Here is a 20,249-nt window from a genome sequence, read left to right on the forward strand (position 1 = left end):
CTTTCTGCTATCGTAATCTTCGACGACTTGATCCTACCCGATAGGGAGCACCCATGAACGTCGACGACCGCGCGATTCGCGCCTTGTTCGACCGCCTCATGAAGGCATGGACAGACAACGACGCGGTCGCCTACGCGGACTGCTTCACCGAAGACTCCGACTACGTCTCCTACGACGGCACCCGCGCAGTCGGCCGCGTACCGATGCAAGAAGCCCACGACCGGCTCTTCCGTGGCGTGCTTGCCGGATCCGCGCTCGTCGGTGGCATCGAATCGATCCGCTACGTCAGCCCGGACGTCGCGGTGATCCACGGCACCGCATCGGTCCTGATGCCCTGGCGATCGACGCTGCCCAAGCGGCGACTGTCCCGGCAGACTCTGGTCGCCATCCGTGCCCAGGACGGCTGGCGGTTCACTGCACTGCACAACGGCCGCGTCAGGCCGATCACTATCCCCGCCCCCGACTCCACGCCCTCCCGCATGGCCCAGGCCATGGGGAGGCTGGCTCGCGGCCTCGGCGTCGGCCGCCGCGTCACGACGACCTGAACGGCAGCCCTCCCGGAGCGGATCGCGGGCGTCGCGGACTGCATGGGTAACACAGAGCGTGACGACCCTGCAGGCGCGCGATCAGCTCACCGAAGAGTTGCGGACCTCCGCGCAGCGGTCGTAGTTGTCAGCGTCGACTGCCGGCCCAGCAGCCCGAACGGCGGGCGCAGGATCCGCCGACCGAAGCGGGGGTTACGGTGGATAACTAACAATCTGACGATGAGGCTGCAAATGATCAATGTCCAGGAGCTCGCGCGACGGCTGAGTACTCTCGGAGCTGATGCGTTCACCAGCGATGACGTCGTGGACCTGGCGACTGCGGCCGATGTTCGCATCAGCGCAGACGTCGAGATCGACGCCACTCTGGCGCAGCGCTTGCTCGACCAGATCTCGCCCACCCTGCCGGTCACCGGGGCCCAGCTCGCGGCGTCGCAATGGCCGCCGCCGCAGTCCTCCCGTCCTGCAGCGCCTCCGGTGTCGTTCTCCAGCCCTGGTGCCGTCGACGGACCGGCTGATCAGCCGACCCGACGCCGCAGTTCTGGGTCTAAGGGTGGAGGTCGGCGACCCGGCTCCCGACGAACTGGCAGGTGAAACCGCAGTCCCAGCTTCTTCAACGACCGCCAGACCGCTCGCCGCAGCCGTCGACTACGACGCGAGCTGCGAACCCCACTCTCGCCGCCATCATCGGCTGAACTTCGTCCCCCTGTCCGGCTCCGTACGCCCCGGGCAGGCTCGACGCACGATGATCCCGGTAAGCATGCGGATCGCGGCATGTGCGCGTATGCGACCTGGAGTGCGGGTGATCGACGGGGGTTTGTCGGCGGCACGGGGTATGCGGATGGTTCATGATGGTGGCCATGGAGATCGAGTTCGTCACGGGGGATCTCACCGCGGAGCGGGTGGATGCGATCGTCAATGCGGCGAATTCGTCGTTGCTGGGTGGTGGCGGGGTGGACGGTGCGATCCACCGTAGGGGTGGCCCGGCGATCCTGGACGAATGCCGCGCGTTGCGGGCCAGCCGGTTCGGCCGGGGACTGCCGGTCGGGCGGGCCGTGGCGACGACTGCGGGCCGCCTTCCGGCCCGCTGGGTCATCCACACCGTCGGGCCGGTATGGAGCGCCACCGAGGACCGATCGGCATTGCTGCGTGACTGCTACCGCAACTCGCTGATCATCGCGGCCGAGCTCGGCGCGACGTCGGTGGCGTTCCCGCTGATCTCGTCTGGCGTGTACCGGTGGCCTAAGGAGGACGCTGTCGTCCAGGCGTTGACCGGATTGCAGACGGCACCGCCGGCCGTCGAGCGCGTACGACTTGTCCTTTTCGATGATGACACCCGGCAGGCCGCCGAGCGAGTCGGGCGGACGCCTGGCGGTCCGTTCACCCCGCCGCCGCATCACGATTCTGCAAGGGACTGACTCGGGCCGTCGGCCAGCGTCATTATGAGGGCGTGTGACAAAGGTGGCCGGGACTCTGGCCCGGTCGTCTTTTCAGGTGCTCTCGGATTCCCAGTGGTCGTTGTTCGAGGGGATGCTCCTGCAACCAACGGGCCGCCCGGGTCGGAGGGGAACGGCCGGCGACGTATGATCGCGGTGGTGGTGAAGCGTCAGCCCGAGATCCCGGCGCCGGTGTGAGGAGGGGTCAGGATGTTCGGTTGGAAGAAGAAGCTCGACGATGCGATGGCGCAGCTCAGGCCCGACCTGAGTCGGGAATCGCTGGGCGTCGGGCCCGATTTCCCGGGCGTCGCCCCGAACCCGCTCCTGAGCGGTGACGCACGGAAGCGCAATGCGGAATTGCGTACGGGGGTGCTTGCGCTCGGCGTTCTCGTCGACTGGCGGGAGGTGAACAGCAACCCTCGCGTGGTCCTGATGTTCGACGTGGAGACCGCCGAGGGCATCTCGTTCCGCGGTATCGCCGACGAAGACCTCACGATCACCGAGCTCACCCGACTCGCCCCGGGGCAGACGTTGCCCGTGCGCTACCGGCCGGCCGTCATGGACCACTACGTCGCCCTTGCCCGGGACGCGGACCCAGCCCGTGTGCAGCAACTCTCCGACGAGATCGCGAGCCGTAAGCGGACCTGACCCGAAGCCTGATCCGCCACTGCATCCTCCTCGGACAACAGCACGCTCCGTCACCACCGAGTGTGCGGCAGGCCCGTTATCTGTGCAGTTCCGGATTGACGAATGGCTGGCCCGCGGGACACGGGCCAGCCATGTCGATGGTTCCTCGTCAGCCGTCCAGGACGGTCGAAGGTGACATGCCGGGGCCGCCGGCGCGGGTAGCCTGCGAAGGTGAGCACACCATCCGGCGACTACACGGCGACGCTTCCCCGTAAGCGGATGGGCGCGGCAGTTCTGATCACCGACGCTGCCGGGCGGGCGTTGCTGGTCGAGCCCGTCTACAAGGACTACTGGGAGATCGTCGGCGGGTGCGTCGACGCGGACGAGTCTCCTCGGCAGGCGGCGGCCCGTGAGGTGGAGGAGGAGCTGGGCAGGTCGGTGGTGCCTGGTCGGCTGCTGGTGACCGATTGGGTGCCCCCTCGGCCGGACCGCACCGAGGGCATGATGTTCGTCTACGACGGCGGCACCCTCGATGAGGCCGGCGCGGCCGACATCCTCCTGCCACCGGACGAGCTGCGCAGTTGGGCCTGGTGCACCGAGGAGCAGATCCGGGAGCGCATGCCGGAGCTGCTGGCACGCCGGGTCGTCGCGGCGCTGCGGGCCAAGGCCGAGGGCACCATGCTCGACCTGGAGAACGGCTTCCGCGCGCACTGACCTCCAGCCCCGTCAGTTTCCCGCTGATCCCACCCGCTGTGCCTCGGCGATCGCCGCCTCGGTGGCCTGTCGTGCACCGTTGGTGCGGGCGACGACCTGCATCAGGACCTGCTTGATGCCGTCGAGGGCCTGTAGCAGCGGTCCGGGTTGGCCGCCCTGGAGGATCGTGGTGACGAGCTGCTGTGTCTCCCCGATCTGGGTGATGACGCCGCCCGCCGCGTCGCGGGCGGCGCCGATGGCGCTCTGCACGGGCGTCAGTGCGGCGACCGTCTCCTGCGGGGTGGCCTGTTGGGGTACGGCGGCGGCGGCTTTCGTCGCCTCACCGATCGATCCTCCCAGCCGTCCCAGGGTGCCCTGGACGTCGGTGATCGCGGTGCGTATCCGGGCGACGCCTGCGGCGACGGCGAGGAAGCCGGCGCTCGTGGCACGTAATGCCACCTCCTGCGCCTGCCGGTCGGCAGCGGCCGTCAACCCCTGCGCCCGCTCGACTCCGGCCATCAGGGCGCGGAGCTCACCAGTGATCTTCTCAACCTGTGACACGAAGGCAGCATCCCCAATCGATGACGGCGGACGGGTGCGTTTGACGCTACCGAAGGCACTGCCAGCTCACCAGAGCCAGCAGCGGTAGCGGTACCGCGTCACGACGAACTGTGCGTCCCAGCGCATGTTCAGCTGGGCGACAATTGGCCCAGCGACGCGTGCCCGGTGGCAGATGGGCGCACGGCTCATGACGAGTTGGTGACCCGCAGTCCTTTCCCCGGGGTGTTCCCGCCGTCGTTGAGTGAGGCCAGCAGGCGCAGCCCGTCTTCGGCGGGGCTTTCCGGTGGCGCCGACAGGACTATCAGTTCGATGCCCGATTCATCCGGCAGGGCGAAGTTCTCCTGATGCAGTTCGAGCAGTCCGACCAGGGGATGCCGGTAGGCCTTGCGTCCGTGCGTGCGGGCGCGTACGTCGGCACGGGCCCAGAGACGGCGGAAGCGCTCGCTGCCCACCGACAGTTCGCCGATGAGCGAGGCCAGGCGGGGATCATCGGGGTATCTGCCGGCGGCCAGGCGAAGGTGCCCGACCACGTCGAGCGTGCATTTCTCCCATTCTGCATAGAGGCCACGTTCGGCCTCTTCGAGGAAGATGTGCCGGGCGGTGTTCAGGCCCGTCGTGTTTCGGCCGTAGAGAAGTCCGGCGAGGCGATTGCCGGCGACCACGTCCATCCGGTGGTCCATGATCAGGGCCGGGGCGTCGATGATCAGGTCGAGTACCCGTAGCAGGTCCGCCCGGGGGCGACTGCTGGGTGACCTGGTGCGACGGCGGCGTTGCCGGGCCAGCCGGTGCAGGTGACCGCGTTCGGTCTCGTCGAGTCCGAGGACGCGGGCGAGCGCGTCGAGGACCTGTTCCGAGGGTTGGGTGGCGCGGCCCTGCTCCAGGCGTACGTAGTAGTCGACGCTGACCCCGGACAGATGAGCGACCTCTTCGCGACGCAAACCCTCGACGCGACGCCGGCTGTCGGTCGGGATGCCGGCGACGGACGGGTCGACCCGGGAGCGCCGGATACGCAGGAAGCCCGCGAGATCGTCCATGGCCTCCAGTATCGCTCGGGTGACCCGTGTGCGGGTGGTCCTGCCGGTACCAGGAAGTCCGGTCCGACGGAACTCGCGCCCCTGAACGGGGGCGGTCCCGGCCGTCGAGTATCGGTGGCGACCCACGTCGTCGAAGGGATCAGCCATGAAGACGCTCATCGTGTACGCCCATCCGGAGCCGCGTTCGCTGAACGGCTCACTGAAGGATGTCGCGGTGTCCACTCTTGAGGCCGCCGGTCACGAGGTGCGGGTGAGTGACCTGTACGCGATGAACTGGAAGGCCGTCGTGGACGCAGCCGACTTCGGCGGGTACGCCACGAGCCCGCTGCGGGTGATACCGAGTTCGGGTGGGGCGTACGACGCCGGCGCACTCACCCCCGATGTGACGGCCGAGCAGGAGAAGCTGCTCTGGGCTGACACGGTGATCTTCCAGTTCCCGTTGTGGTGGTACACGATGCCGGCCATCCTCAAGGGCTGGGTGGACCGGGTGTTCTCTTTCCACTTCGCCTACGGCGTGGGCGTGCACGACGAGACCCGCTACGGCGAGCGTTACGGCGAGGGAATCCTGCTCGGGCGGCGGGCGATCCTCTCGGTGACCGTGGGCGGCCCACAGTCGCACTACACCGATCGCGGGATCAACGGCCCCATCGGGGATCTGCTGTTCCCGATCCACCACGGGATCCTCTACTACCCGGGCATGGAGGTGCTGCCGCCATTCGTGTTGTATGACGCCGTCAGGATGTCCGACGGAGAATTCGAGGACGTGACGAAAAGGTGGAAGCAACGATTGCTGACGCTGGAGACGACGGCGCCCATCGCGTTCCGGCGGCAGAACTCCGGTGACTACGAGATTCCGTCACTACGATTGAAGGAGGGCCTGGAGGCTCCTGGGCGCGGGGGTTTCAACCTGCATGTGCGAGATTGACGGCGGGCCTGCGCCCCCTGTCTCGTCGAGAGGACCAACCTCCCGGGGCGTTCAGGTCACCAGCCCGGTCCGGTACGCGTACACCACCGCCTGCACCCGGTCGCGTAGGTCGAGTTTGGTGAGAATGCGCGACACGTACGTCTTGACGGTCTCCTGACTGATCACCAGCCGGGCCGCTATCTCGCTGTTGGACAGGCCGTCGGCGATCAGGCGCAGCACCTCCAACTCGCGCCGGGTCAGGCCCGTGTCGTCCGGGGTGCCCTCGGCGGGTCGGATGCGTGCGGCGTACCGGCCGACGAGTTGCCGGGTCACCTCGGGTGCCAGCAGTGCGGCCCCGCTGGCGACGGTGCGGATGCCGTGCAGCAGCTGCGCTGGCGGCGCGTCCTTGAGCAGGAAGCCGCTCGCTCCGGCGCGCAGCGCCTCATAGACGTACTCGTCGAGGTTGAACGTCGTCACCACGAGCACCTTGACCGGGTTGGCTGTCCCGCTGCCGGCCAGTAGGCGGGTCGCCGCGATGCCGTCGAGGACCGGCATCCGCACGTCCATCACCACCACGTCCGGGTGCAGCCGGCCGGCGAGGTCGACCGCCTCACGCCCGTTGCCGCACTCGCCCACCACCGCCAGGTCGGGTTGAGCGCCGATGATCGTCGCGAAGCCGGTACGGATCAGCGCCTGGTCGTCGCAGACCAGCACCCGGATCGGCGCGGTCACGACGCGTCACCGGTGGGGATGCGGGCCCGGACGACGAATCCGTCGTCGTCCCGGCGTTGCGCGCTGAACTCGCCGCCGAGCACGGTGACGCGTTCGCGCAGCCCGGTCAGGCCGCGTCCACTCCCACCCGGGCCTGCGGGGTGCGTACCCGGGCCGTCGGTGTCGATCTCCACCGTGATCTCCCTCTTCCCGTGGCGGACGTGCACGGCGGTGCGGCTGCCGTGGGCGTACTTCAGGGCGTTCGTCAGCGCCTCCTGCACGACCCGGTAGGCGGCGGCCTCCGCGCCGCCGACGGTCCCGGCGGGGCTGCCCTCCTGGGTGAACTCCACCGGCTGCCCGGCCTGCCGGGTCTGCTCGACCAGAGCGTGCAACGCGCCGACGGACGGCACCCGCGGGTCGCCGTGGTGGTCGGGGTTGAGCAGGTCGAGCAGGATCCGCAGGTCGGTGATGGCCCGCCGGCCGGTGTCGCTGATGGCGGTGAGGGTGGTGTCGAGACGGTCCGGGGCAGCCGTCAGGTAGCGCGCCGCCTCGGCCTGCACGACCATCGCCGTCACGTGGTGGGTCACGATGTCGTGCAGTTCACCGGCGATGCGGGCGCGTTCGGTGGCGCGGGCGGCCACCGCGGCCACCCGGCGGCGCTCGGCCTCGGCGGCCCGGCTCTGCCGCAGCCAGGCCCCGACCCCCCAGGCGAGGGTCGACGCCAGGTAGAACGTGAGGAAACCACCCACGCCCTCCGTCGACCCCTGCCGGTGCAGGGCGACGGCCAGGGCGACGTACGCGGCGGAGCCCACCACCAGGGTGGTACGCCGACGACGTTGCAGGTGGACGCCGGCGCTCAGCAACGCCACGGCCAGCGCGGTGCCCGCGACCGAGTGGTAGGCGCGTACCTGGTCGATGGCGAAACCGACGGACACCAGGGCGAGGCAGATCCCGGGCCATCGCCGCCGGACGGCCAGCGGGAGGCACTCCAGGGCGATCGCCACCACGGCCAGCGCGTCGAACGGGCGGCCGGGCAGGTCGCCGAGTTGCGTGCTGCGGTCCTGCAACACCGGCAGCGGCGCGCAGGCGAGAGCGATCAGCAGCGCCAGCGGGAGGTCCCGGACCGTGACGGGCCAGCGCCGCCACCGGTCCGCAAGCGTCCGCAGGTCGACCATCAGGAGACGGTAACGTCTGCCGCCGGCGCGTCGACCGGGCGGCGACGCGGCACGATACGACCCCTGCGGTGGGCCAGCCCCAGGAACACCACGGTCAGCACCAGCCCCGCCAGCACCGTGCCGAGGCTGGCCTCCGGGCCGAAGTCGCCGCCGCTGAGCAGCGTCGGGCCCGACATGGTGGCGTCCAGCAGCCCCGTCGACTCGCCGTTTCCGGAGACCACGACGCTGAAGATCCCCGCGGCGGCGAAGTTCCACCCGAAGTGCAGCCCGATCGGCACCCACAGGGTGCGGGTGGCGGCGTAGCAGGCGGCGAGCATGAAACCCGCCTCGATGGTGACGGCGGTCGCGCCCCACAGGTCGGCGTCGGGGTTGGCCAGGTGGATCAGGCCGAACAGCACCCCGGTCACCAGCAGCGACAGCCAGGTACCGAGGCGTTCCTCGACGAGGCGGAACAGCAGGCCCCGGAAGAGCACCTCCTCGGTCACGGCCGCGGCCGCCATGAACCCGAACAACCCCACCGCGCCGGTCACCGAGCCCACACCGTGCACGTGGTAGCCGCCCAGCAGGGCGATGACGACGATGACGGCGGTGAACATGGCGCACCCGGTCAACGTCCCCCGGGCGATCCGGGTGCCGGCGCCAGCCCGGGCCAGTTCCGTGACGTCCCGTCGTTCGGTACGGCGCACCACCCACCCGTACACGAGGAGCGTGGCCACGGCGGTCGCCGTACCGAGGAGCAGGGTGAGCCAGGGGTCGTCCTGCACCGCCGCGACGGCCCGGCTGCCGACGGCACCGGCAGCGACGACAGCCAGGACCTGCTTCAACACACGCATGATGGGGTTCCTCTGCAGGGTGCGCGGCCGGAGTGCCACGGTCACCTGGAACGCTAGGGATTCGCGGGCCGGGAATCGTCACCATGCGGTGGACACCTGCGGGTAGCTCGCACGGGGGACGAGGGTGGTGCCGTACGGGCCCGGGCCGCCGGCGCGCGACGGTCATCTCCCCGATCAGGTCCGGTGTCAGGTCCGCGCGCCGGGCGACGCCGCGGGTGTCACCTGCGGCGGTGTGGGCCAGGCCATGTTTCGCCCCGGGGGAGAGGGGCATCTTGCGGCGGCGACCTACACAGGCCGCACGTCGCCCGAACGGGGAGGTACACGATGACGCTCGGCCGTCCGGAGCCGTTGCCCGTGGTCGACCGCGCATCAGGCCGGGGTGGGCTGCGGTCCGGCCGACCGCCCCGGGCAGTGGGGACCGGATGCTGACCGCCGGCGGCGAGGACCCGGGGACGGCGTTCCGGTCGGCCGTGCACGCCGGGCTTCTCGACCTGCCGTCACCCGGCGGTGGACGCACGCGTGAACGCTTCCTGCGCTTCGTCGAACTCGGCCGCGCCGACCTGACGTTGGCCCGGCTGGGGGAGGGGCACGCCGACGCCCTGGCGATCCTCGCCGAGCTCGACGCGTCGGTCGATCCCGGGTGGCGTCGCGAGCCGTGGGGCGTCTGGGCGGCAGCACCGGCTTCGGTCACCGCGACCCGGGACGGCGACCGGTGGCGGTTGACCGGTCACCGGCCGTGGTGCTCCGGGGCGGGTCTACTGTCCCGGGCCCTGGTCACCGCGACCGCCGACGACGGCGTCCGGCTGTTCGTGATCGAGGTCGACGCCGCCGGGGTCACCCCGGTGGCCGACACGTGGCCCGCCGTCGGCATGGCCGCCAGCGACAGCCGTACCGTCAGCTTCGACGGCGTGACCGCCCTGCCCGTCGGCGGGCCCGGCAGCTACACCGCGCGGCCGGGTTTCTGGCACGGCGGGCTGGGGGTCGCGGCGTGCTGGTACGGCGGTGCGGTCGGGGTCGCCGACACCCTGCACGACGCGGCGCGGCACCGCCGCCTCAGCCCGCACGCCATGGCGCACCTCGGGGCGGTCGACGCGGCCCTGACCGCCGCCCGAGCGGTCCTGCTCGCCGCCGCCGACGAGGTCGACGCGAAGCCCACCGGGGACGCGGACCGGTTGGCGCACCAGGTGCGCGCCACCGTCGAGGTGACCGCCACCACCGTCGTCGACCGGGTCGGCCGGGCGCTGGGGGCGGGCCCGTTGTGTCAGGACGCCCACCACGCCCGACGGGTCGCCGACCTGACGGTGTACCTGCGGCAGAGCCACGCGGAGGCGGACCTGGCCCACCTCGGTGAACTGGTGGCGGCGGTCGGGGACCCCGGATGGTGAGGCCGATCGTCGACGCGGGCACCGACGAGGGCACCTGGCATGCCTGGCCGGCACCTGCCGGATGGCCCGTACTGGCGTTGGCCGACCGGTCGCCGACGGTGCCGCCGCTGGTCGTCGCCCCCCATCCCGACGACGAGGTGCTCGGTGTGGGTGGCCTGGTCGCGATGCTCGCCGGCGGTGTCGAGATCGCGGTCGTCACCGACGGCGAGGCCTCACATCCGGAATCCACGGTGCACTCGCGGGCGGCGCTGGCCGCGATCCGGCGGGCCGAGACGGTCACGGCCTGCGGGCTGCTCGGGGTCGCCCCCGCCGTCATCGAGCATCTCGGGCATCCCGACGGCGGTGTCGACGAAGCGGCGCTCACCGACGCGTTGACCACCCGGCTGGTGCCGGGCCGATGGTGTGTCACGACGTGGCGCGGCGACGGACACCCCGACCACGAGGCGGTCGGGCGGGCGGCTGCGGTCGCCTGCCGGCGTACGGGTGCGACGCTGCTGGAGTTCCCGGTGTGGATGTGGCACTGGGCCGGGCCGGACCATCCCGACGTGCCGTGGCACCGGGCACGCCGGCTCGACCTGACCGACGCGGCCAGATCAGCCAAGCGGGAAGCGGTCGACGCCTTCCGGAGCCAGGTGCTGCCGCTCGGGCCGGCACCCGCCGACGCCGCGATCCTGCCCCCGCACGTTCTCGCCCGCTTCGCGCGGCCCTACGAAACGGTGTTCGTGCCATGACCCCACCCGGCACCCCGGCCGAGTACTTCGACGGCATGTACGCCGGGGCGGAGGACCCGTGGGGTTTCGCCACCCGCTGGTACGACCAGCGTAAGCACGACGTGACGGTGGCCTGTCTGCCGCGTCGGCGTTACCGGTCGGCATTCGAACCGGGGTGTTCGACAGGCATGCTCACCCGCCGCCTCGCCCAGCGGTGCGACCGGCTGCTGGCGGTCGACATCGCCGCCGCGCCGGTGGCGAGCGCCCAGGAGCGGCTGGCGGACCAGCCGCACGTACGGGTGGAGCGGATGCGCGTTCCCGACGAGTGGCCGGCCGTGCCGGACGACCGTTTCGACCTGGTCGTGCTCTCCGAGTTGGGTTACTACTTCGACGACGCCGGGTTGGATCGGCTGGTGGCCCGGACGGTGGACTCGCTCGCCCCCGGCGGCACGCTCGTGGCGGTGCACTGGCGGCCGGCGGTGGCCGAGCACGCCCGTGGTGGCGACGACGTGCACCGGCTGCTCGGCGGCGTGGCCGGTCTGGCGCGGACGGCCCGGCACGAGGAGGCCGACTTCCTCCTCGACGTGTTCCTCCGGGTGCCGCCGCCGGCCCGGTCCGTCGCACAGACCGACGGTCTGTGGTGAACCGGATGGCGGTCGTGGTGCCCGCCCACGACGAGCAGGTGTCGTTGCCCGGCTGTCTGACCTCCGTCCTCGACTCGCTGCGTCACCTGCCGGTGCGCTCGGAGGTGATCGTGGTGGCCGACGACTGCCGGGACGCCACGGCCGCCGTCGCCGAACGTCTCGGCGTCGTCGTGCTGACGGTGCGGGCCCGTAACGTCGGCCGGGCCCGCGCCGCCGGCATGGCGTACGCGCTGCGCAACGGTCCGCAGGGGTTGTGGCTCGCCACCACCGACGCGGACAGCCGGGTGCCCCGGCGGTGGGGCGGCTGGCAGTTGGGTCACGCCCGCGCCGGCACCGACCTGCTCGTCGGGACCGTACGGGTCAGCGACTGGGCGCCGCGCTGCACGCAGCTCCGCGAACGCTTCGAGGACCGGTACCGGCAGGGGTTGACCGGCACCGGTCACCGGCACGTCCACGGTGCGAACCTGGGCTGCGCCGCCACCGCGTACGAGCGGCTGGGTGGATTCGCCGACCTACGCCACGGCGAGGACCACGACCTGGTCGAGCGTGGTCGTCGCCAGGCCATGCGGGTCGTCACCGACGTCGCCTGTGCGGTACGGACCAGCGCCCGCCGCCACGGTCGGGCCCCGCACGGCTTCGCCGGCTACCTCGACGCCCTCGAAACCGACCTGCGGCCGCCGACGGTGGAGCCTGAGCGGACGCCGTGCAGCGGGTGAACCGGGGAGGTGGCGAAGCCTTTGCGCCGGCGGCGTGCGGCGGGTGAACCGGGGAGGTGGCGAAATGCCTTTGCACCGGCGGCGCGCGGCGGGCGATAGTCGTCGCATGATCTCGTACCGGAAGGGCGGCGACGCCCTGGCGCGGTGAGCGCCCCCGCGCGGCGCGACGTCGCCGCGAAGACCCCGCAGGCCGCTGTCCGCAGCGACCCGCACGACCTGTGGCAGCGGGCGACCCGGATCCGCCAGGAGTGGCTCGATCACGCCCTGTCCACGCAGCCGGCTGACCGGGCGACCGCCGAGCGGTCCCTGACCGCCCTCTACGCCCGGACAGCACGGCCGCGACCTCGGTTCGTCTGGGTCGAATCGCCGGCCGCGGCACGCCCCCTGGTCACCGGCTGGCCCACCCTCGACCAGCTCTACGAACAGGTCCGAGACCCCCGGCCCCGCCGGACACCACCGCTGGCCAGCGACCTCGCCATGATCGCCTCCCGGCTGCGCGGCGCACTGGGCGCGGGCGTCACCCACCCCGACCCGGAACTGTCCCCCGGGCGCACGGGCAGGACCAGGCAGCCCTGGCCCGAACTGGCACCGTCGCGTGCGCTCGACAGCGGTGTCCCCTTGGCGGTCGTGTTGCACCAGGGCATCCGTACGGCGTTGCACCGCAGCCTCGCGCACGGGTTCTACCTGCCCGTGCGCGCGGCGCTCGCCGGCGGCGCTGCGGTTCCGGTGTGCTGGTACGGGCAGCAGGACGCGTCCTGGATCGCCTACTACGACGTGCTGCGTCGTCTCGGCCTGGCCGGCTACGGCCCGGACGAGACCGAACACGTCGACGCCTGGGCCGACCTGGCCCGCTCCTGCGGCTGGTGGTGGCCCGGCGAGGACGTCTGCGTCGTGGTGGACCGCCCCCGGGAGGTACGCACCCAGCCGGTCGTCGCCACGGTGCACGACCAGATCCGGTTGCTGCCTCGCGGTGTGTGCTACCGCGACGGCTGGCAACCACTCCTGAGCAGGTGAGGTGAGCCGACCGCCGGCCGGGACAGGCAGTCCACGGTCCCGGCCGGGCCGGTCCGACGCCCTGCTGCTCATGATCTCCGCTGCCGGTCGGAAGCGGACCGGCCGGCGGGTTCGACGGATGAGACCCACGGCGGTCCGTGTGGCGGGAACACCGGGACGGGGCAGCTGCCGACCGGCCTCCCCGGCAGGCAGGCGGGGCGAAGGGCTTGACCTGGAGCGCGCTCCAGGTGGCAGGGTCGACACCATGGCAGGCGACAGGACAGCGGCCCGGCTGTTGCTGGGGACGATGAACTACGGCACGACGGTGGACCAGGATCGCGCCTTCGCGCTGCTGGACAGGTTCGTGGAGGCGGGCGGGGAGTGGCTCGACACCGCCAACTGCTACGCGTTCTGGTCCGATCCGACAGGTCTCGGCGGGGCCAGTGAGCGGGTGATCGGGGCGTGGTTGCGGGCCCGGCCGGGCGGGCGGGCCCGGGTGCGGATCGCGACGAAGGTCCGGTACGACCCGCTGGTGGCGCACCGCTGGCCCGAGTCCGCCGAGGGACTGTCGGCCGGGGCGGTCGCGGCGGGCGTCGCCGGTAGCCTGTCGCGGTTGGGCGTCGACACGGTCGACCTGCTGTGGGCACACGGCGAGGACCGCACCGTGCCGCTCGCCGAGACCGTCGCTGCCTTCGGCGCGCTCGTCAGCAGGGGGACCGTGCACCGGGTCGGGGCGGCGAACCACGCGTCGTGGCGCGTCGAGCAGGCCCGTGCCCTGTCCCGCAACCAGGGGGTGGCCCCGTGGTCGGCGCTGCAACTGCGGCACTCGCTGGCACAACCCCGACCCGGGGCGGCGTTGCCCGACCAGGGTCACAAACTCCTCGCCGCCGACGACCTCGACTACGCGCACACCGAGGGCCTGGACGTGTGGGCCTACACCCCGTTGATCAACGGCGGCTACGTACGCCCCGACAAACCTCTCCCCGAGGCGTACGACCACCCGGGGACGAGCCGGGTCCTCGGTGTGCTCGACGAGATCACCGTCGAGACGGGGGCGACGCGCAACCAGGTGGTGCTCGCCTGGCTGCTGCGGCAGGGCATCCGGCCCATCGTCGGCGTGAGCAGCCTCGCGCAGCTCGACGAGGCCGTCGACGCGGTGGACGTGCCGCTGGACGACGGCCAGCTGGCCCGGCTGGCCGCCGCCCGCTGAACAGCAACGGGAGGTATCGGGTGGATCGTCGTCCGCCGAGCCGGTGCCGCCGTCGGGCGACGGCGGCACCGGCCGTTGCGGCGGCGCGTCAGGTGCTGACGGTGGCCAGCGGCTTCAGGCCGTAGGTGTGGGCGTAGCCGTTCTCGGTGCCCACGAGCAGGTCGACGACCTCGAAGTAGCGGTCCCAGAAGGGGGTCTCGCGCAAGGCGTCGATCAGCAGCCGGTAGGCGTCGTGGTCGTCCGCCTCCCAGACCCAGATGTCGGTGACCCGCGCCGAGTAGAACTCCGTGTCGTAGAAGCGCGAGCGGACACCACGGGTGCGGGCCTCGATGACGGGCAGGACGTGGGTGGTGAAGGCCTCGACGCGTTCGGCCACGGTCATCGCGAGCCACTCGGGAGTGGTTTTGACGAGCATGAAAGCGGTGACGGGCGGCCCGGTTCGGTCAGCGGGCATCGGCGGCCTCCTGGGCGGTGCGGACGGCGGGCCGGAGCGTCCGGGCGCACCACTGCGCGAACGCGGTGGCCGGCCCCGCCTGCGGTGAGCGGGCGACGCCCGAGTCCAGGCCCGCGTCCTTGGCGCGTTTCATGTCGACCATGGCCTCGACGAACGCCTCGTTGAGGCCGTAACCGAGCATGGTGGAGCGCAGGTCGTCGAGCGACTGACGCCGGTAGCGGACCGGACGGCCCAGTTCCCCGGTCATGATGCGGGCCAGGTCGTCGGGCGAGAGGTCCTGCGGGCCGAGCACCGGGACGTCGCCCACACCGGTCCAGGAGCGGTCCAGCAGCAGCCCGGCCGCGGCGGCGGCGATGTCGGCGACGGCCACCATGGGGGCGCGACGGTCCGGGGCGACGGTGTCGGTGAAGACGCCGTCGTCGCGGATCGCGTCGACCTCCTCCAGCAGGTTCTCGAAGAAGGACGGGCAGGCCAGGGCGCGGTAGGCGACGCCGGAGCCGGCGATCAGGTCGTCCATGGCCAGGGAGGCGGTGACCAGCCCGGCCCGGGCGGCCTGCGGGGTGCCACGGCCGAGCGCCGAGACGCCGACGACGTGCCCGACGCCGTGCTCGGCGAAAGCCCGCGCGGCCGGGCGGGTGAAGCCGCTGTAGGCGTCGTCGGGCGGGACGGAAGCGTCCGGGGGCACCAGCCAGAACACGGCGTCCGCCCCGGCGAAGGCACGCTCGACGGTCGCGGCGTCGCCGTGCGAGCCGACGACCACCTCGACCCGGCCACGGACGCCCTCGGGTAGCCGGGCCGGATCCCGGACGACGACCCGCAACTCCTCACGGCCGGCGGGCGCGGCCTCGATCAGCAGCGACAGCAGGTGCCGCCCGATGTTCCCGGTGGGACCGGTAATGACGATCATGAAACCTCGATTGTCGGAACGGCAGGACTCAGCCATAGTGCGGACCGGCGCCGCATTGCCACAATGGGAACTTCAGCATCCAATCATTGCCCGAAGTGGAACAATTGCAGTGAGCAGCCCCGCCCCGAACCTCGATGCCAACCTCGCCGTCGCCCTCGACGCCCTGCTGACCGAGCAGAGCGTCACCCGCGCCGCCGCGCGGCTACAGACCTCCCCCGCGGCGATGAGCCGTACCCTGGCCCGGTTGCGCCGGGTGCTCCGGGATCCACTCCTGGTCCGGGCCGGACAGCGGATGGTGCCCACACCGCGCGCCGAGGCGCTGCGCGCCGAGGCCGCCGCGGTGGTACGCCAGCTGGAGGCGTTGCTCGCCCCGAGCGGCGGAATCGATCCCGCGGCACTGCGGCGCACCTTCACCGTCCAGTCCGCGGACCTGGTCGGTGCCGCAGTCGCGCCCGGGCTGCTCCGGTTCGCCCGACAGCGGGCACCTGGCGTTTCGCTGCGGGTGCTGGCCGAGGAGTGGGAGGCGGGCCCCGCGCTGCGGGACGGACGGATCGACCTGGAAATCGGGGCCATCGACCATGTCGACCCGGAGACCCACGTCGAAGAACTCGTCACCCTGCGGATGGCGGCCGGAGTCAGGGCCGGGCACCCACTCACCGAGGGAACTCTGACGGCCGCCCGGCTCGCAAAGGCCGAGCACGTGGCGGTCAGCCGTCGCGGACGCTTCAACGGACCGCTGGACACGGCCCTGGCCGAGCAGGGGCTCAGCCGGCGGGTCAGCGCCGTCCTGCCCGGACACCTGGCCGCGATGATGCTGGCCGCAGCCGAGGACGTGGTCTGCCTGGTGCCGACCGCGCTGCCGGGTGAACCTCCGTCACGGCTCAGCGACGCGGCACACACGCTGGGGCTGCGCCTGTTGGACATTCCGCTGCCGCTGCCACCGCTGACGATCGGCATGGCCTGGCACCCACGGCACAGCGTCGACGGTGCCCACCGGTGGCTGCGTGCCGCCGTGCGTCACGTGCTCCGTCCCGCCCGAGCGGAATAGGACCTGCGCGTCCCCGGCCGCGCACACGTGCCCGTCGGGGCGGGCCGCGCCGCTGGGGGAGCACTCGCGGATGCGGCCGATCACCGGCGGCGACGGGACATCCACTGCCAGAGGTGGGTGCCGTCGACGCTCGGGTCGTTGCGGGCCACGTAGATCCAGGAGAAGTGGCCGGGGAACTGGTAGCCGTTCCAGACGACGCGGTCGTACAGGGTGATCAGCGATCCCGGGATGAGGTCGTGGGCGTGGACCGTGTTGGTCACGGGCGGCACGGTGTCGTCGTCGCGCGAGGTGACCAGCCAGGTCGGGGTGTCGATCGCCGCCAGCTCCGCGTCGGTGACCAGCGGCGGGCCCGCCGCGCCGAGCGGCTCGACGACGCCGCAGACCGGCACCGACGCGGCGAACAGGTCGGGGTAGGCGACCGTCATCTTCAGGGCCATGTAGCCGCCGTTGCTGCAACCCGCCACGTAGATCCGGTCGGGGTCGACGCGCCTGCGGCGGACGAGGTCGTCGACGATCTCGCGGATCAGCGGGGCGAACCGGGGGCCGTCCTCCATCCAGTAGGAGGTGCTCTGCGGAGCGACCACGTACGCGTCGGAGAAGATCCGTTGCGCCTGCGGGGTGGCGAAGCCCAACGCCCCCCGGTTGGCACGCAGCGTGGTCTCGTTGTCGTAGTAGCCGTCGGGCAGGGAGGCGCCCTCGCCGGCCCCGTGCAGCCAGAGGATCAGCGGCAGCCGGCCATGGCGGGGTGGACGCTGCGGGGAGTACAGCCGGTACTTCATGCCCGAGCCCGACACGTGGTGGCTGAAGGCGTCCACCTCGGGGTTCGACAGTCGCCCCTGCACGAAGCTGGTGATGGTGAGCGGTGGGCCGTGACGCCGGACGAGCGGGGTGTTCTGCGTGATGGTGTAGACGAGGTCCAGCCGGACGTTACGGGCCCTGCTCAGGATGTAGCCGAGGGTGCCGCCGCCGAGTTGGCCTTCGGCGTGGCTCAGTTCCAGCACGATGTTCCCGTGCCGGTCGAGCCGGGCCGCGGTCACCGTGCGGTCCAGGTCGTACTCGCTGAAGATCAGGTCGCCGGGAGCGATCGGGACGGGGCTGGTGGCCTTGGCGTGCACGGTGAACGTGCCGGGGTGGAGCCCGGCGGGATCGATCGGCCCGAGCCGGGCGGTGTCGAGGGTGACGGAGGTGACCTGTTCGCCGCCGTCGAGCGTCGTCGCGTCGAGGGTGAAGCTCACGCTCGTGGAGCGGTGGCCGTGGGCGTGGGCGGCCCCGGGCAGCGCGAGGCCGATGGCCGTGCCGGCGCCCCCGGCCAGGACGGTGCGGCGAGTGACCGACATGGACATGCGACCCCCGACAACTACGTAGACACCTGTCGATAGAGGGTCAACGTAGCGCCGGGAAGATCGGCTGGCAACCGGTGTGCGGTGGTCCCACCACTCACTCCGCCCGCAACGGCACGTCCGCGAGCACCTGCCAGCGGGCACCGGGCACCCGGCCCGCCTCGAACCGGCCGCCGAGCAGCTGCACCCGTTCCCGCATGCCGACCAGGCCGTAGCCGCCGCCCCCGCCGCAGCACCGCCGCTGCGCCGGCGAAGCCGACGACCCGGGCGAAGGCCACCTCGGACCTGTCCGGACTCCGGATCACGGTCGTCAAGGCCGGCAAGAGCGTCCTGATCGACGTCGCCGGCGACGGGGTGGACCGCTTCCTACAGGCGGGCCAGGGTGGGTCGACTTCACCGGGACCGACCGGACGGACTCCACCGCGATGGCCCTCTACCCGGCGGCGGTGGCGGCGAAGAACCGGGTGGTCATCAAGCCGCCGTTCTGGAACGAGGAGGTCGGCGGCGGGTACTGCGTCGCGGACACCGCCGGTGCGGCGTTGAAGTTGGAGAACTGCCGCGACGGGAAGACGTCGCAGGTCTGGCAGGTCGTCCTGGCAGGTGACTCCGGCCTGTTCGAACTGCACGGGGCCTACGGCGTCATCGGCGTCACGAACGGCCGCATCACGGCCTCCGGAGACGGCGATATCGGACTGCAGGTCCTGCCGTACGCCCCGTGACAGCGCCCGGCCGGTCGGCCTCCTCGTCGACGCCGACCACCCGGACCGCCGCGCCCGACCATCGCGTGTCCGCACCGTCTCCGCCCGCACCACATCGGATCATTCCCGGCACCGGACGACCTGACTGTCCGCGACAACAGTCCGGTGCCGCGCAACGCCTAGCAGAGAGAAGCAGAACATGGGATTTACGGCATACCTCGCGCTGTTCGCCGTGGCCGCGTCAGTAGTCGTCTTCGTCGTGACCCGCAGGCGCCGGAGTCTCGCTGCCGCCTTGGGACTGTCGGCGCTCACCTTCCTGGGCATCGCCGTCGCCTCGATCCTGTGGGTGCAGCTGGCTGTCAGCGGCATGGACGGCTGACCGCGCACCACTGTTGCGGGCAGGCACGAGCGGAGCGGCAGGGGATGCCCGTCCGCTCCGCGTGCCTGATCGCCCCACCGGGGCCGCGACGAGTCAGGTCGGGCTACCAGCCCGAACGAGTGCTGCTCCTACCGGACACCGCGCGAACGGTGCTGGTACCTGCCCTGGTCGTCCGGCCGGCCGTTGTCCTGAGGAAGGTCTTCGCCCGACCAGGAGATGACCATGGCCGACACGGTCGGACCCTGTGGAGGGCCTACTCTCCGTCCTCCGGGTAGGGCACCGACCGCTCCCACGCCGCTTCGAACTCGTCACGGCTGATCTCCATCCGCACGTACCGGGGGTCCCGGAGGTCCCGGGGCGGGTTGAGCAGGTCGTCAGCCAGCCGGAACACGCCCTCCGTCGACACCTCCACCTCCCGCCGGCGACGCCCGTCCGGGCCGACCTCCACGAGGAAGACGGCGCCCTCCTCGTCGTCGCGCAGATACACCCGCTCCCGCCCGGCAAGCACACCGTACCCGGGCAGCGATCGGTGCGCGGCGCGCTGGTCCCACAGGTCCGCCAGGGAAGTCCCCGACAGCGCGTCCAGGTGCAGCTCCTCCTCCACGGAGGGGCCCAGCTCGCGAATGCTCGCCTCGTCGGTGATCACTTCGACCTCGGCGACGTTGTCCACGATGTCCTCGGCAGAGGCGGCCCACACCCACCACCACATGCCACCCATGCCGTAGTCATGGCACACCAGATACCGCTTCTTCCCCGCGTCCACCGGACGATGGTGCCACGGCGCGACGGAGCGTCAGCCGCGGCCAGGTTTCGGGTACTCGACTCTCCGGGTGTGGCCGGGTGAACCGGCATTCGGTGTGCTGGCCGGGCCGGCGGACAACTGTCCGACCGAACGGGCCTGAGGACGTCGAACTCGTGGCCTCCTGGGTCGGTCATCGTCACATGGTCAGGCGTCCCAGGTCGGCGGGGTGATCTTCCACAGCGACCGGTTGAACCGTAGGCGGTATGGCAGTAGCGACTTCGTCGACGCCCGCCTACGGCACGGCGCATCGGCTCGTCGTACGGACGATGCCCTGGTCGAGGCATTCATCGCCGACTGCAAGCGTGAACTCGACGTGTCAGGGGTGTTCGGCTGATTTGGCTCGACGCAACACGCAGGGCGTTTGCAAGTTCCGGGGTCGGGTGGTTGGTCGGGTTGTGACCGGTTGGGGTGGATAGCAGGGCAGGCACGGGGTTCGTGATCATTGTG

General features: G+C 71.5%; 24 protein-coding genes. 15 read left to right on the forward strand and 9 right to left on the reverse strand.

The window, feature by feature from the left end; genetic code table 11:
• The first annotated feature begins 53 nt into the window (after positions 1-53).
• The 4 genes from AB0K25_RS30785 (at position 54) to AB0K25_RS30800 (ending at position 3,319) form a co-directional block, all read left to right on the forward strand.
• Positions 54-545 carry an SgcJ/EcaC family oxidoreductase gene (locus AB0K25_RS30785; RefSeq protein ID WP_219463419.1) on the forward strand — a complete coding sequence of 164 codons (492 nt, stop codon included), beginning with the start codon at positions 54-56 and terminating at the stop codon, positions 543-545.
• 857 nt (positions 546-1,402) lie between these two features.
• Complete coding sequence (locus AB0K25_RS30790) at positions 1,403-1,960, forward strand: O-acetyl-ADP-ribose deacetylase (protein WP_219463418.1); 558 nt, start codon at positions 1,403-1,405, stop codon at positions 1,958-1,960.
• Between the two features lie 228 nt (positions 1,961-2,188).
• Positions 2,189-2,626: a hypothetical protein gene (locus AB0K25_RS30795; protein ID WP_219463416.1), complete on the forward strand. Its 438-nt coding sequence runs from the start codon at positions 2,189-2,191 to the stop codon at positions 2,624-2,626.
• A 210-nt stretch (positions 2,627-2,836) separates the two neighbouring features.
• The gene (locus tag AB0K25_RS30800; RefSeq protein WP_308290835.1) at positions 2,837-3,319 is read left to right on the forward strand and encodes an NUDIX hydrolase; all 483 of its coding nucleotides are present in this window, start codon (positions 2,837-2,839) and stop codon (positions 3,317-3,319) included.
• Between the two features lie 12 nt (positions 3,320-3,331).
• On the opposite strand, the gene AB0K25_RS30805 is transcribed toward AB0K25_RS30800, so the two are convergent.
• Positions 3,332-3,859, reverse strand: coding sequence for a DUF6244 family protein (locus AB0K25_RS30805; RefSeq protein WP_219463414.1), 528 nt, complete (start codon positions 3,857-3,859; stop codon positions 3,332-3,334).
• A gap of 185 nt (positions 3,860-4,044) precedes the next feature.
• Positions 4,045-4,893, reverse strand: a complete 849-nt coding sequence (locus AB0K25_RS30810) for a helix-turn-helix transcriptional regulator (RefSeq protein WP_219463411.1) — start codon at positions 4,891-4,893, stop codon at positions 4,045-4,047.
• 145 nt (positions 4,894-5,038) lie between these two features.
• On the opposite strand from AB0K25_RS30810, the gene AB0K25_RS30815 reads away from it, so the two are divergent.
• Positions 5,039-5,818, forward strand: a complete 780-nt coding sequence (locus AB0K25_RS30815; protein ID WP_219463410.1) for an NAD(P)H-dependent oxidoreductase — start codon at positions 5,039-5,041, stop codon at positions 5,816-5,818.
• 51 nt (positions 5,819-5,869) lie between these two features.
• Here the strand turns inward: AB0K25_RS30815 and AB0K25_RS30820 are convergent, their stop codons facing one another.
• From AB0K25_RS30820 to AB0K25_RS30830, 3 genes are read right to left on the reverse strand one after another with little or no spacing between them, the layout of a single operon-like run.
• Positions 5,870-6,529, reverse strand: coding sequence for a response regulator transcription factor (locus AB0K25_RS30820; RefSeq protein WP_219463408.1), 660 nt, complete (start codon positions 6,527-6,529; stop codon positions 5,870-5,872).
• On the reverse strand, positions 6,526-7,683 hold the full coding sequence (locus AB0K25_RS30825; RefSeq protein ID WP_219463406.1) for a histidine kinase: 1,158 nt from the start codon (positions 7,681-7,683) through the stop codon (positions 6,526-6,528). Before AB0K25_RS30825 ends, AB0K25_RS30820 begins: the two co-directional genes overlap by 4 nt.
• A complete protein-coding gene (locus AB0K25_RS30830; protein ID WP_219463405.1) occupies positions 7,683-8,516 on the reverse strand; it encodes a CPBP family intramembrane glutamic endopeptidase in 834 nt (277 codons plus the stop codon). Before AB0K25_RS30830 ends, AB0K25_RS30825 begins: the two co-directional genes overlap by 1 nt.
• A 422-nt stretch (positions 8,517-8,938) precedes the next feature.
• Here AB0K25_RS30830 and AB0K25_RS30835 point away from each other — a divergent pair, with 422 nt between their 5' ends.
• The 6 genes from AB0K25_RS30835 (at position 8,939) to AB0K25_RS30860 (ending at position 14,174) form a co-directional block, all read left to right on the forward strand.
• Positions 8,939-9,901, forward strand: a complete 963-nt coding sequence (locus AB0K25_RS30835) for an acyl-CoA dehydrogenase family protein (protein ID WP_357013413.1) — start codon at positions 8,939-8,941, stop codon at positions 9,899-9,901.
• Positions 9,895-10,632 carry a PIG-L family deacetylase gene (locus AB0K25_RS30840; protein ID WP_219463400.1) on the forward strand — a complete coding sequence of 246 codons (738 nt, stop codon included), beginning with the start codon at positions 9,895-9,897 and terminating at the stop codon, positions 10,630-10,632. The genes AB0K25_RS30835 and AB0K25_RS30840 overlap by 7 nt, the downstream gene beginning before the upstream one ends.
• Complete coding sequence (locus tag AB0K25_RS30845) at positions 10,629-11,255, forward strand: SAM-dependent methyltransferase (RefSeq protein ID WP_357537478.1); 627 nt, start codon at positions 10,629-10,631, stop codon at positions 11,253-11,255. Before AB0K25_RS30840 ends, AB0K25_RS30845 begins: the two co-directional genes overlap by 4 nt.
• A 5-nt stretch (positions 11,256-11,260) precedes the next feature.
• On the forward strand, positions 11,261-11,971 hold the full coding sequence (locus AB0K25_RS30850) for a glycosyltransferase (protein ID WP_357537476.1): 711 nt from the start codon (positions 11,261-11,263) through the stop codon (positions 11,969-11,971).
• Between the two features lie 144 nt (positions 11,972-12,115).
• Positions 12,116-12,985: a DUF6745 domain-containing protein gene (locus AB0K25_RS30855; RefSeq protein WP_363823914.1), complete on the forward strand. Its 870-nt coding sequence runs from the start codon at positions 12,116-12,118 to the stop codon at positions 12,983-12,985.
• 244 nt (positions 12,986-13,229) lie between these two features.
• A complete protein-coding gene (locus AB0K25_RS30860) occupies positions 13,230-14,174 on the forward strand; it encodes an aldo/keto reductase (protein ID WP_363823916.1) in 945 nt (314 codons plus the stop codon).
• 88 nt (positions 14,175-14,262) lie between these two features.
• On the opposite strand, the gene AB0K25_RS30865 is transcribed toward AB0K25_RS30860, so the two are convergent.
• Both AB0K25_RS30865 and AB0K25_RS30870 read right to left on the reverse strand, forming a co-directional pair.
• Positions 14,263-14,628, reverse strand: coding sequence for a darcynin family protein (locus AB0K25_RS30865; RefSeq protein WP_219463392.1), 366 nt, complete (start codon positions 14,626-14,628; stop codon positions 14,263-14,265).
• Positions 14,618-15,535, reverse strand: a complete 918-nt coding sequence (locus tag AB0K25_RS30870; RefSeq protein WP_357537471.1) for an NAD(P)H-binding protein — start codon at positions 15,533-15,535, stop codon at positions 14,618-14,620. Before AB0K25_RS30870 ends, AB0K25_RS30865 begins: the two co-directional genes overlap by 11 nt.
• A gap of 109 nt (positions 15,536-15,644) precedes the next feature.
• On the opposite strand from AB0K25_RS30870, the gene AB0K25_RS30875 reads away from it, so the two are divergent.
• The gene (locus tag AB0K25_RS30875) at positions 15,645-16,583 is read left to right on the forward strand and encodes a LysR family transcriptional regulator (RefSeq protein ID WP_357537469.1); all 939 of its coding nucleotides are present in this window, start codon (positions 15,645-15,647) and stop codon (positions 16,581-16,583) included.
• Positions 16,584-16,663: 80 nt separating this feature from the next.
• On the opposite strand, the gene AB0K25_RS30880 is transcribed toward AB0K25_RS30875, so the two are convergent.
• On the reverse strand, positions 16,664-17,920 hold the full coding sequence (locus AB0K25_RS30880) for a PHB depolymerase family esterase (protein WP_255597645.1): 1,257 nt from the start codon (positions 17,918-17,920) through the stop codon (positions 16,664-16,666).
• A 428-nt stretch (positions 17,921-18,348) separates the two neighbouring features.
• Between AB0K25_RS30880 and AB0K25_RS30885 the strand changes: the two genes are divergently transcribed.
• Together AB0K25_RS30885 and AB0K25_RS30890 are read left to right on the forward strand one after the other, a co-directional pair.
• Positions 18,349-18,642: a hypothetical protein gene (locus AB0K25_RS30885; protein WP_219463386.1), complete on the forward strand. Its 294-nt coding sequence runs from the start codon at positions 18,349-18,351 to the stop codon at positions 18,640-18,642.
• Positions 18,643-18,820: 178 nt separating this feature from the next.
• Positions 18,821-19,000 (forward strand): hypothetical protein, encoded by a 180-nt coding sequence (locus AB0K25_RS30890; protein WP_219463384.1) that lies wholly within the window; start codon positions 18,821-18,823, stop codon positions 18,998-19,000.
• 253 nt (positions 19,001-19,253) lie between these two features.
• Here the strand turns inward: AB0K25_RS30890 and AB0K25_RS30895 are convergent, their stop codons facing one another.
• On the reverse strand, positions 19,254-19,763 hold the full coding sequence (locus AB0K25_RS30895) for a hypothetical protein (protein ID WP_363823919.1): 510 nt from the start codon (positions 19,761-19,763) through the stop codon (positions 19,254-19,256).
• Between the two features lie 226 nt (positions 19,764-19,989).
• Here AB0K25_RS30895 and AB0K25_RS30900 point away from each other — a divergent pair, with 226 nt between their 5' ends.
• Positions 19,990-20,136: a hypothetical protein gene (locus AB0K25_RS30900; protein ID WP_363823921.1), complete on the forward strand. Its 147-nt coding sequence runs from the start codon at positions 19,990-19,992 to the stop codon at positions 20,134-20,136.
• Positions 20,137-20,249: the final 113 nt, after the last annotated feature.

The sequence above is a fragment of the Micromonospora sp. NPDC049257 genome (assembly GCF_040678915.1).
Lineage (GTDB): Bacteria > Actinomycetota > Actinomycetes > Mycobacteriales > Micromonosporaceae > Micromonospora > Micromonospora antibiotica.

Bases quoted from the DNA above. Each gene is read 5' to 3' on its own strand.
- AB0K25_RS30870 (WP_357537471.1), bottom strand. From the start codon at position 15,535: ATGATCGTCATTACCGGTCCCACCGGGAACATCGGGCGGCACCTGCTG.
- AB0K25_RS30790 (WP_219463418.1), top strand. From the start codon at position 1,403: ATGGAGATCGAGTTCGTCACGGGGGATCTCACCGCGGAGCGGGTGGAT.
- AB0K25_RS30850 (WP_357537476.1), top strand. From the start codon at position 11,261: ATGGCGGTCGTGGTGCCCGCCCACGACGAGCAGGTGTCGTTGCCCGGC.
- AB0K25_RS30885 (WP_219463386.1), top strand. From the start codon at position 18,349: ATGGCCCTCTACCCGGCGGCGGTGGCGGCGAAGAACCGGGTGGTCATC.
- AB0K25_RS30785 (WP_219463419.1), top strand. From the start codon at position 54: ATGAACGTCGACGACCGCGCGATTCGCGCCTTGTTCGACCGCCTCATG.
- AB0K25_RS30795 (WP_219463416.1), top strand. From the start codon at position 2,189: ATGTTCGGTTGGAAGAAGAAGCTCGACGATGCGATGGCGCAGCTCAGG.
- AB0K25_RS30830 (WP_219463405.1), bottom strand. From the start codon at position 8,516: ATGCGTGTGTTGAAGCAGGTCCTGGCTGTCGTCGCTGCCGGTGCCGTC.
- AB0K25_RS30865 (WP_219463392.1), bottom strand. From the start codon at position 14,628: ATGCCCGCTGACCGAACCGGGCCGCCCGTCACCGCTTTCATGCTCGTC.
- AB0K25_RS30840 (WP_219463400.1), top strand. From the start codon at position 9,895: ATGGTGAGGCCGATCGTCGACGCGGGCACCGACGAGGGCACCTGGCAT.
- AB0K25_RS30845 (WP_357537478.1), top strand. From the start codon at position 10,629: ATGACCCCACCCGGCACCCCGGCCGAGTACTTCGACGGCATGTACGCC.
- AB0K25_RS30835 (WP_357013413.1), top strand. From the start codon at position 8,939: ATGCTGACCGCCGGCGGCGAGGACCCGGGGACGGCGTTCCGGTCGGCC.
- AB0K25_RS30890 (WP_219463384.1), top strand. From the start codon at position 18,821: ATGGGATTTACGGCATACCTCGCGCTGTTCGCCGTGGCCGCGTCAGTA.
- AB0K25_RS30815 (WP_219463410.1), top strand. From the start codon at position 5,039: ATGAAGACGCTCATCGTGTACGCCCATCCGGAGCCGCGTTCGCTGAAC.
- AB0K25_RS30880 (WP_255597645.1), bottom strand. From the start codon at position 17,920: ATGTCGGTCACTCGCCGCACCGTCCTGGCCGGGGGCGCCGGCACGGCC.
- AB0K25_RS30825 (WP_219463406.1), bottom strand. From the start codon at position 7,683: ATGGTCGACCTGCGGACGCTTGCGGACCGGTGGCGGCGCTGGCCCGTC.
- AB0K25_RS30860 (WP_363823916.1), top strand. From the start codon at position 13,230: ATGGCAGGCGACAGGACAGCGGCCCGGCTGTTGCTGGGGACGATGAAC.
- AB0K25_RS30810 (WP_219463411.1), bottom strand. From the start codon at position 4,893: ATGGACGATCTCGCGGGCTTCCTGCGTATCCGGCGCTCCCGGGTCGAC.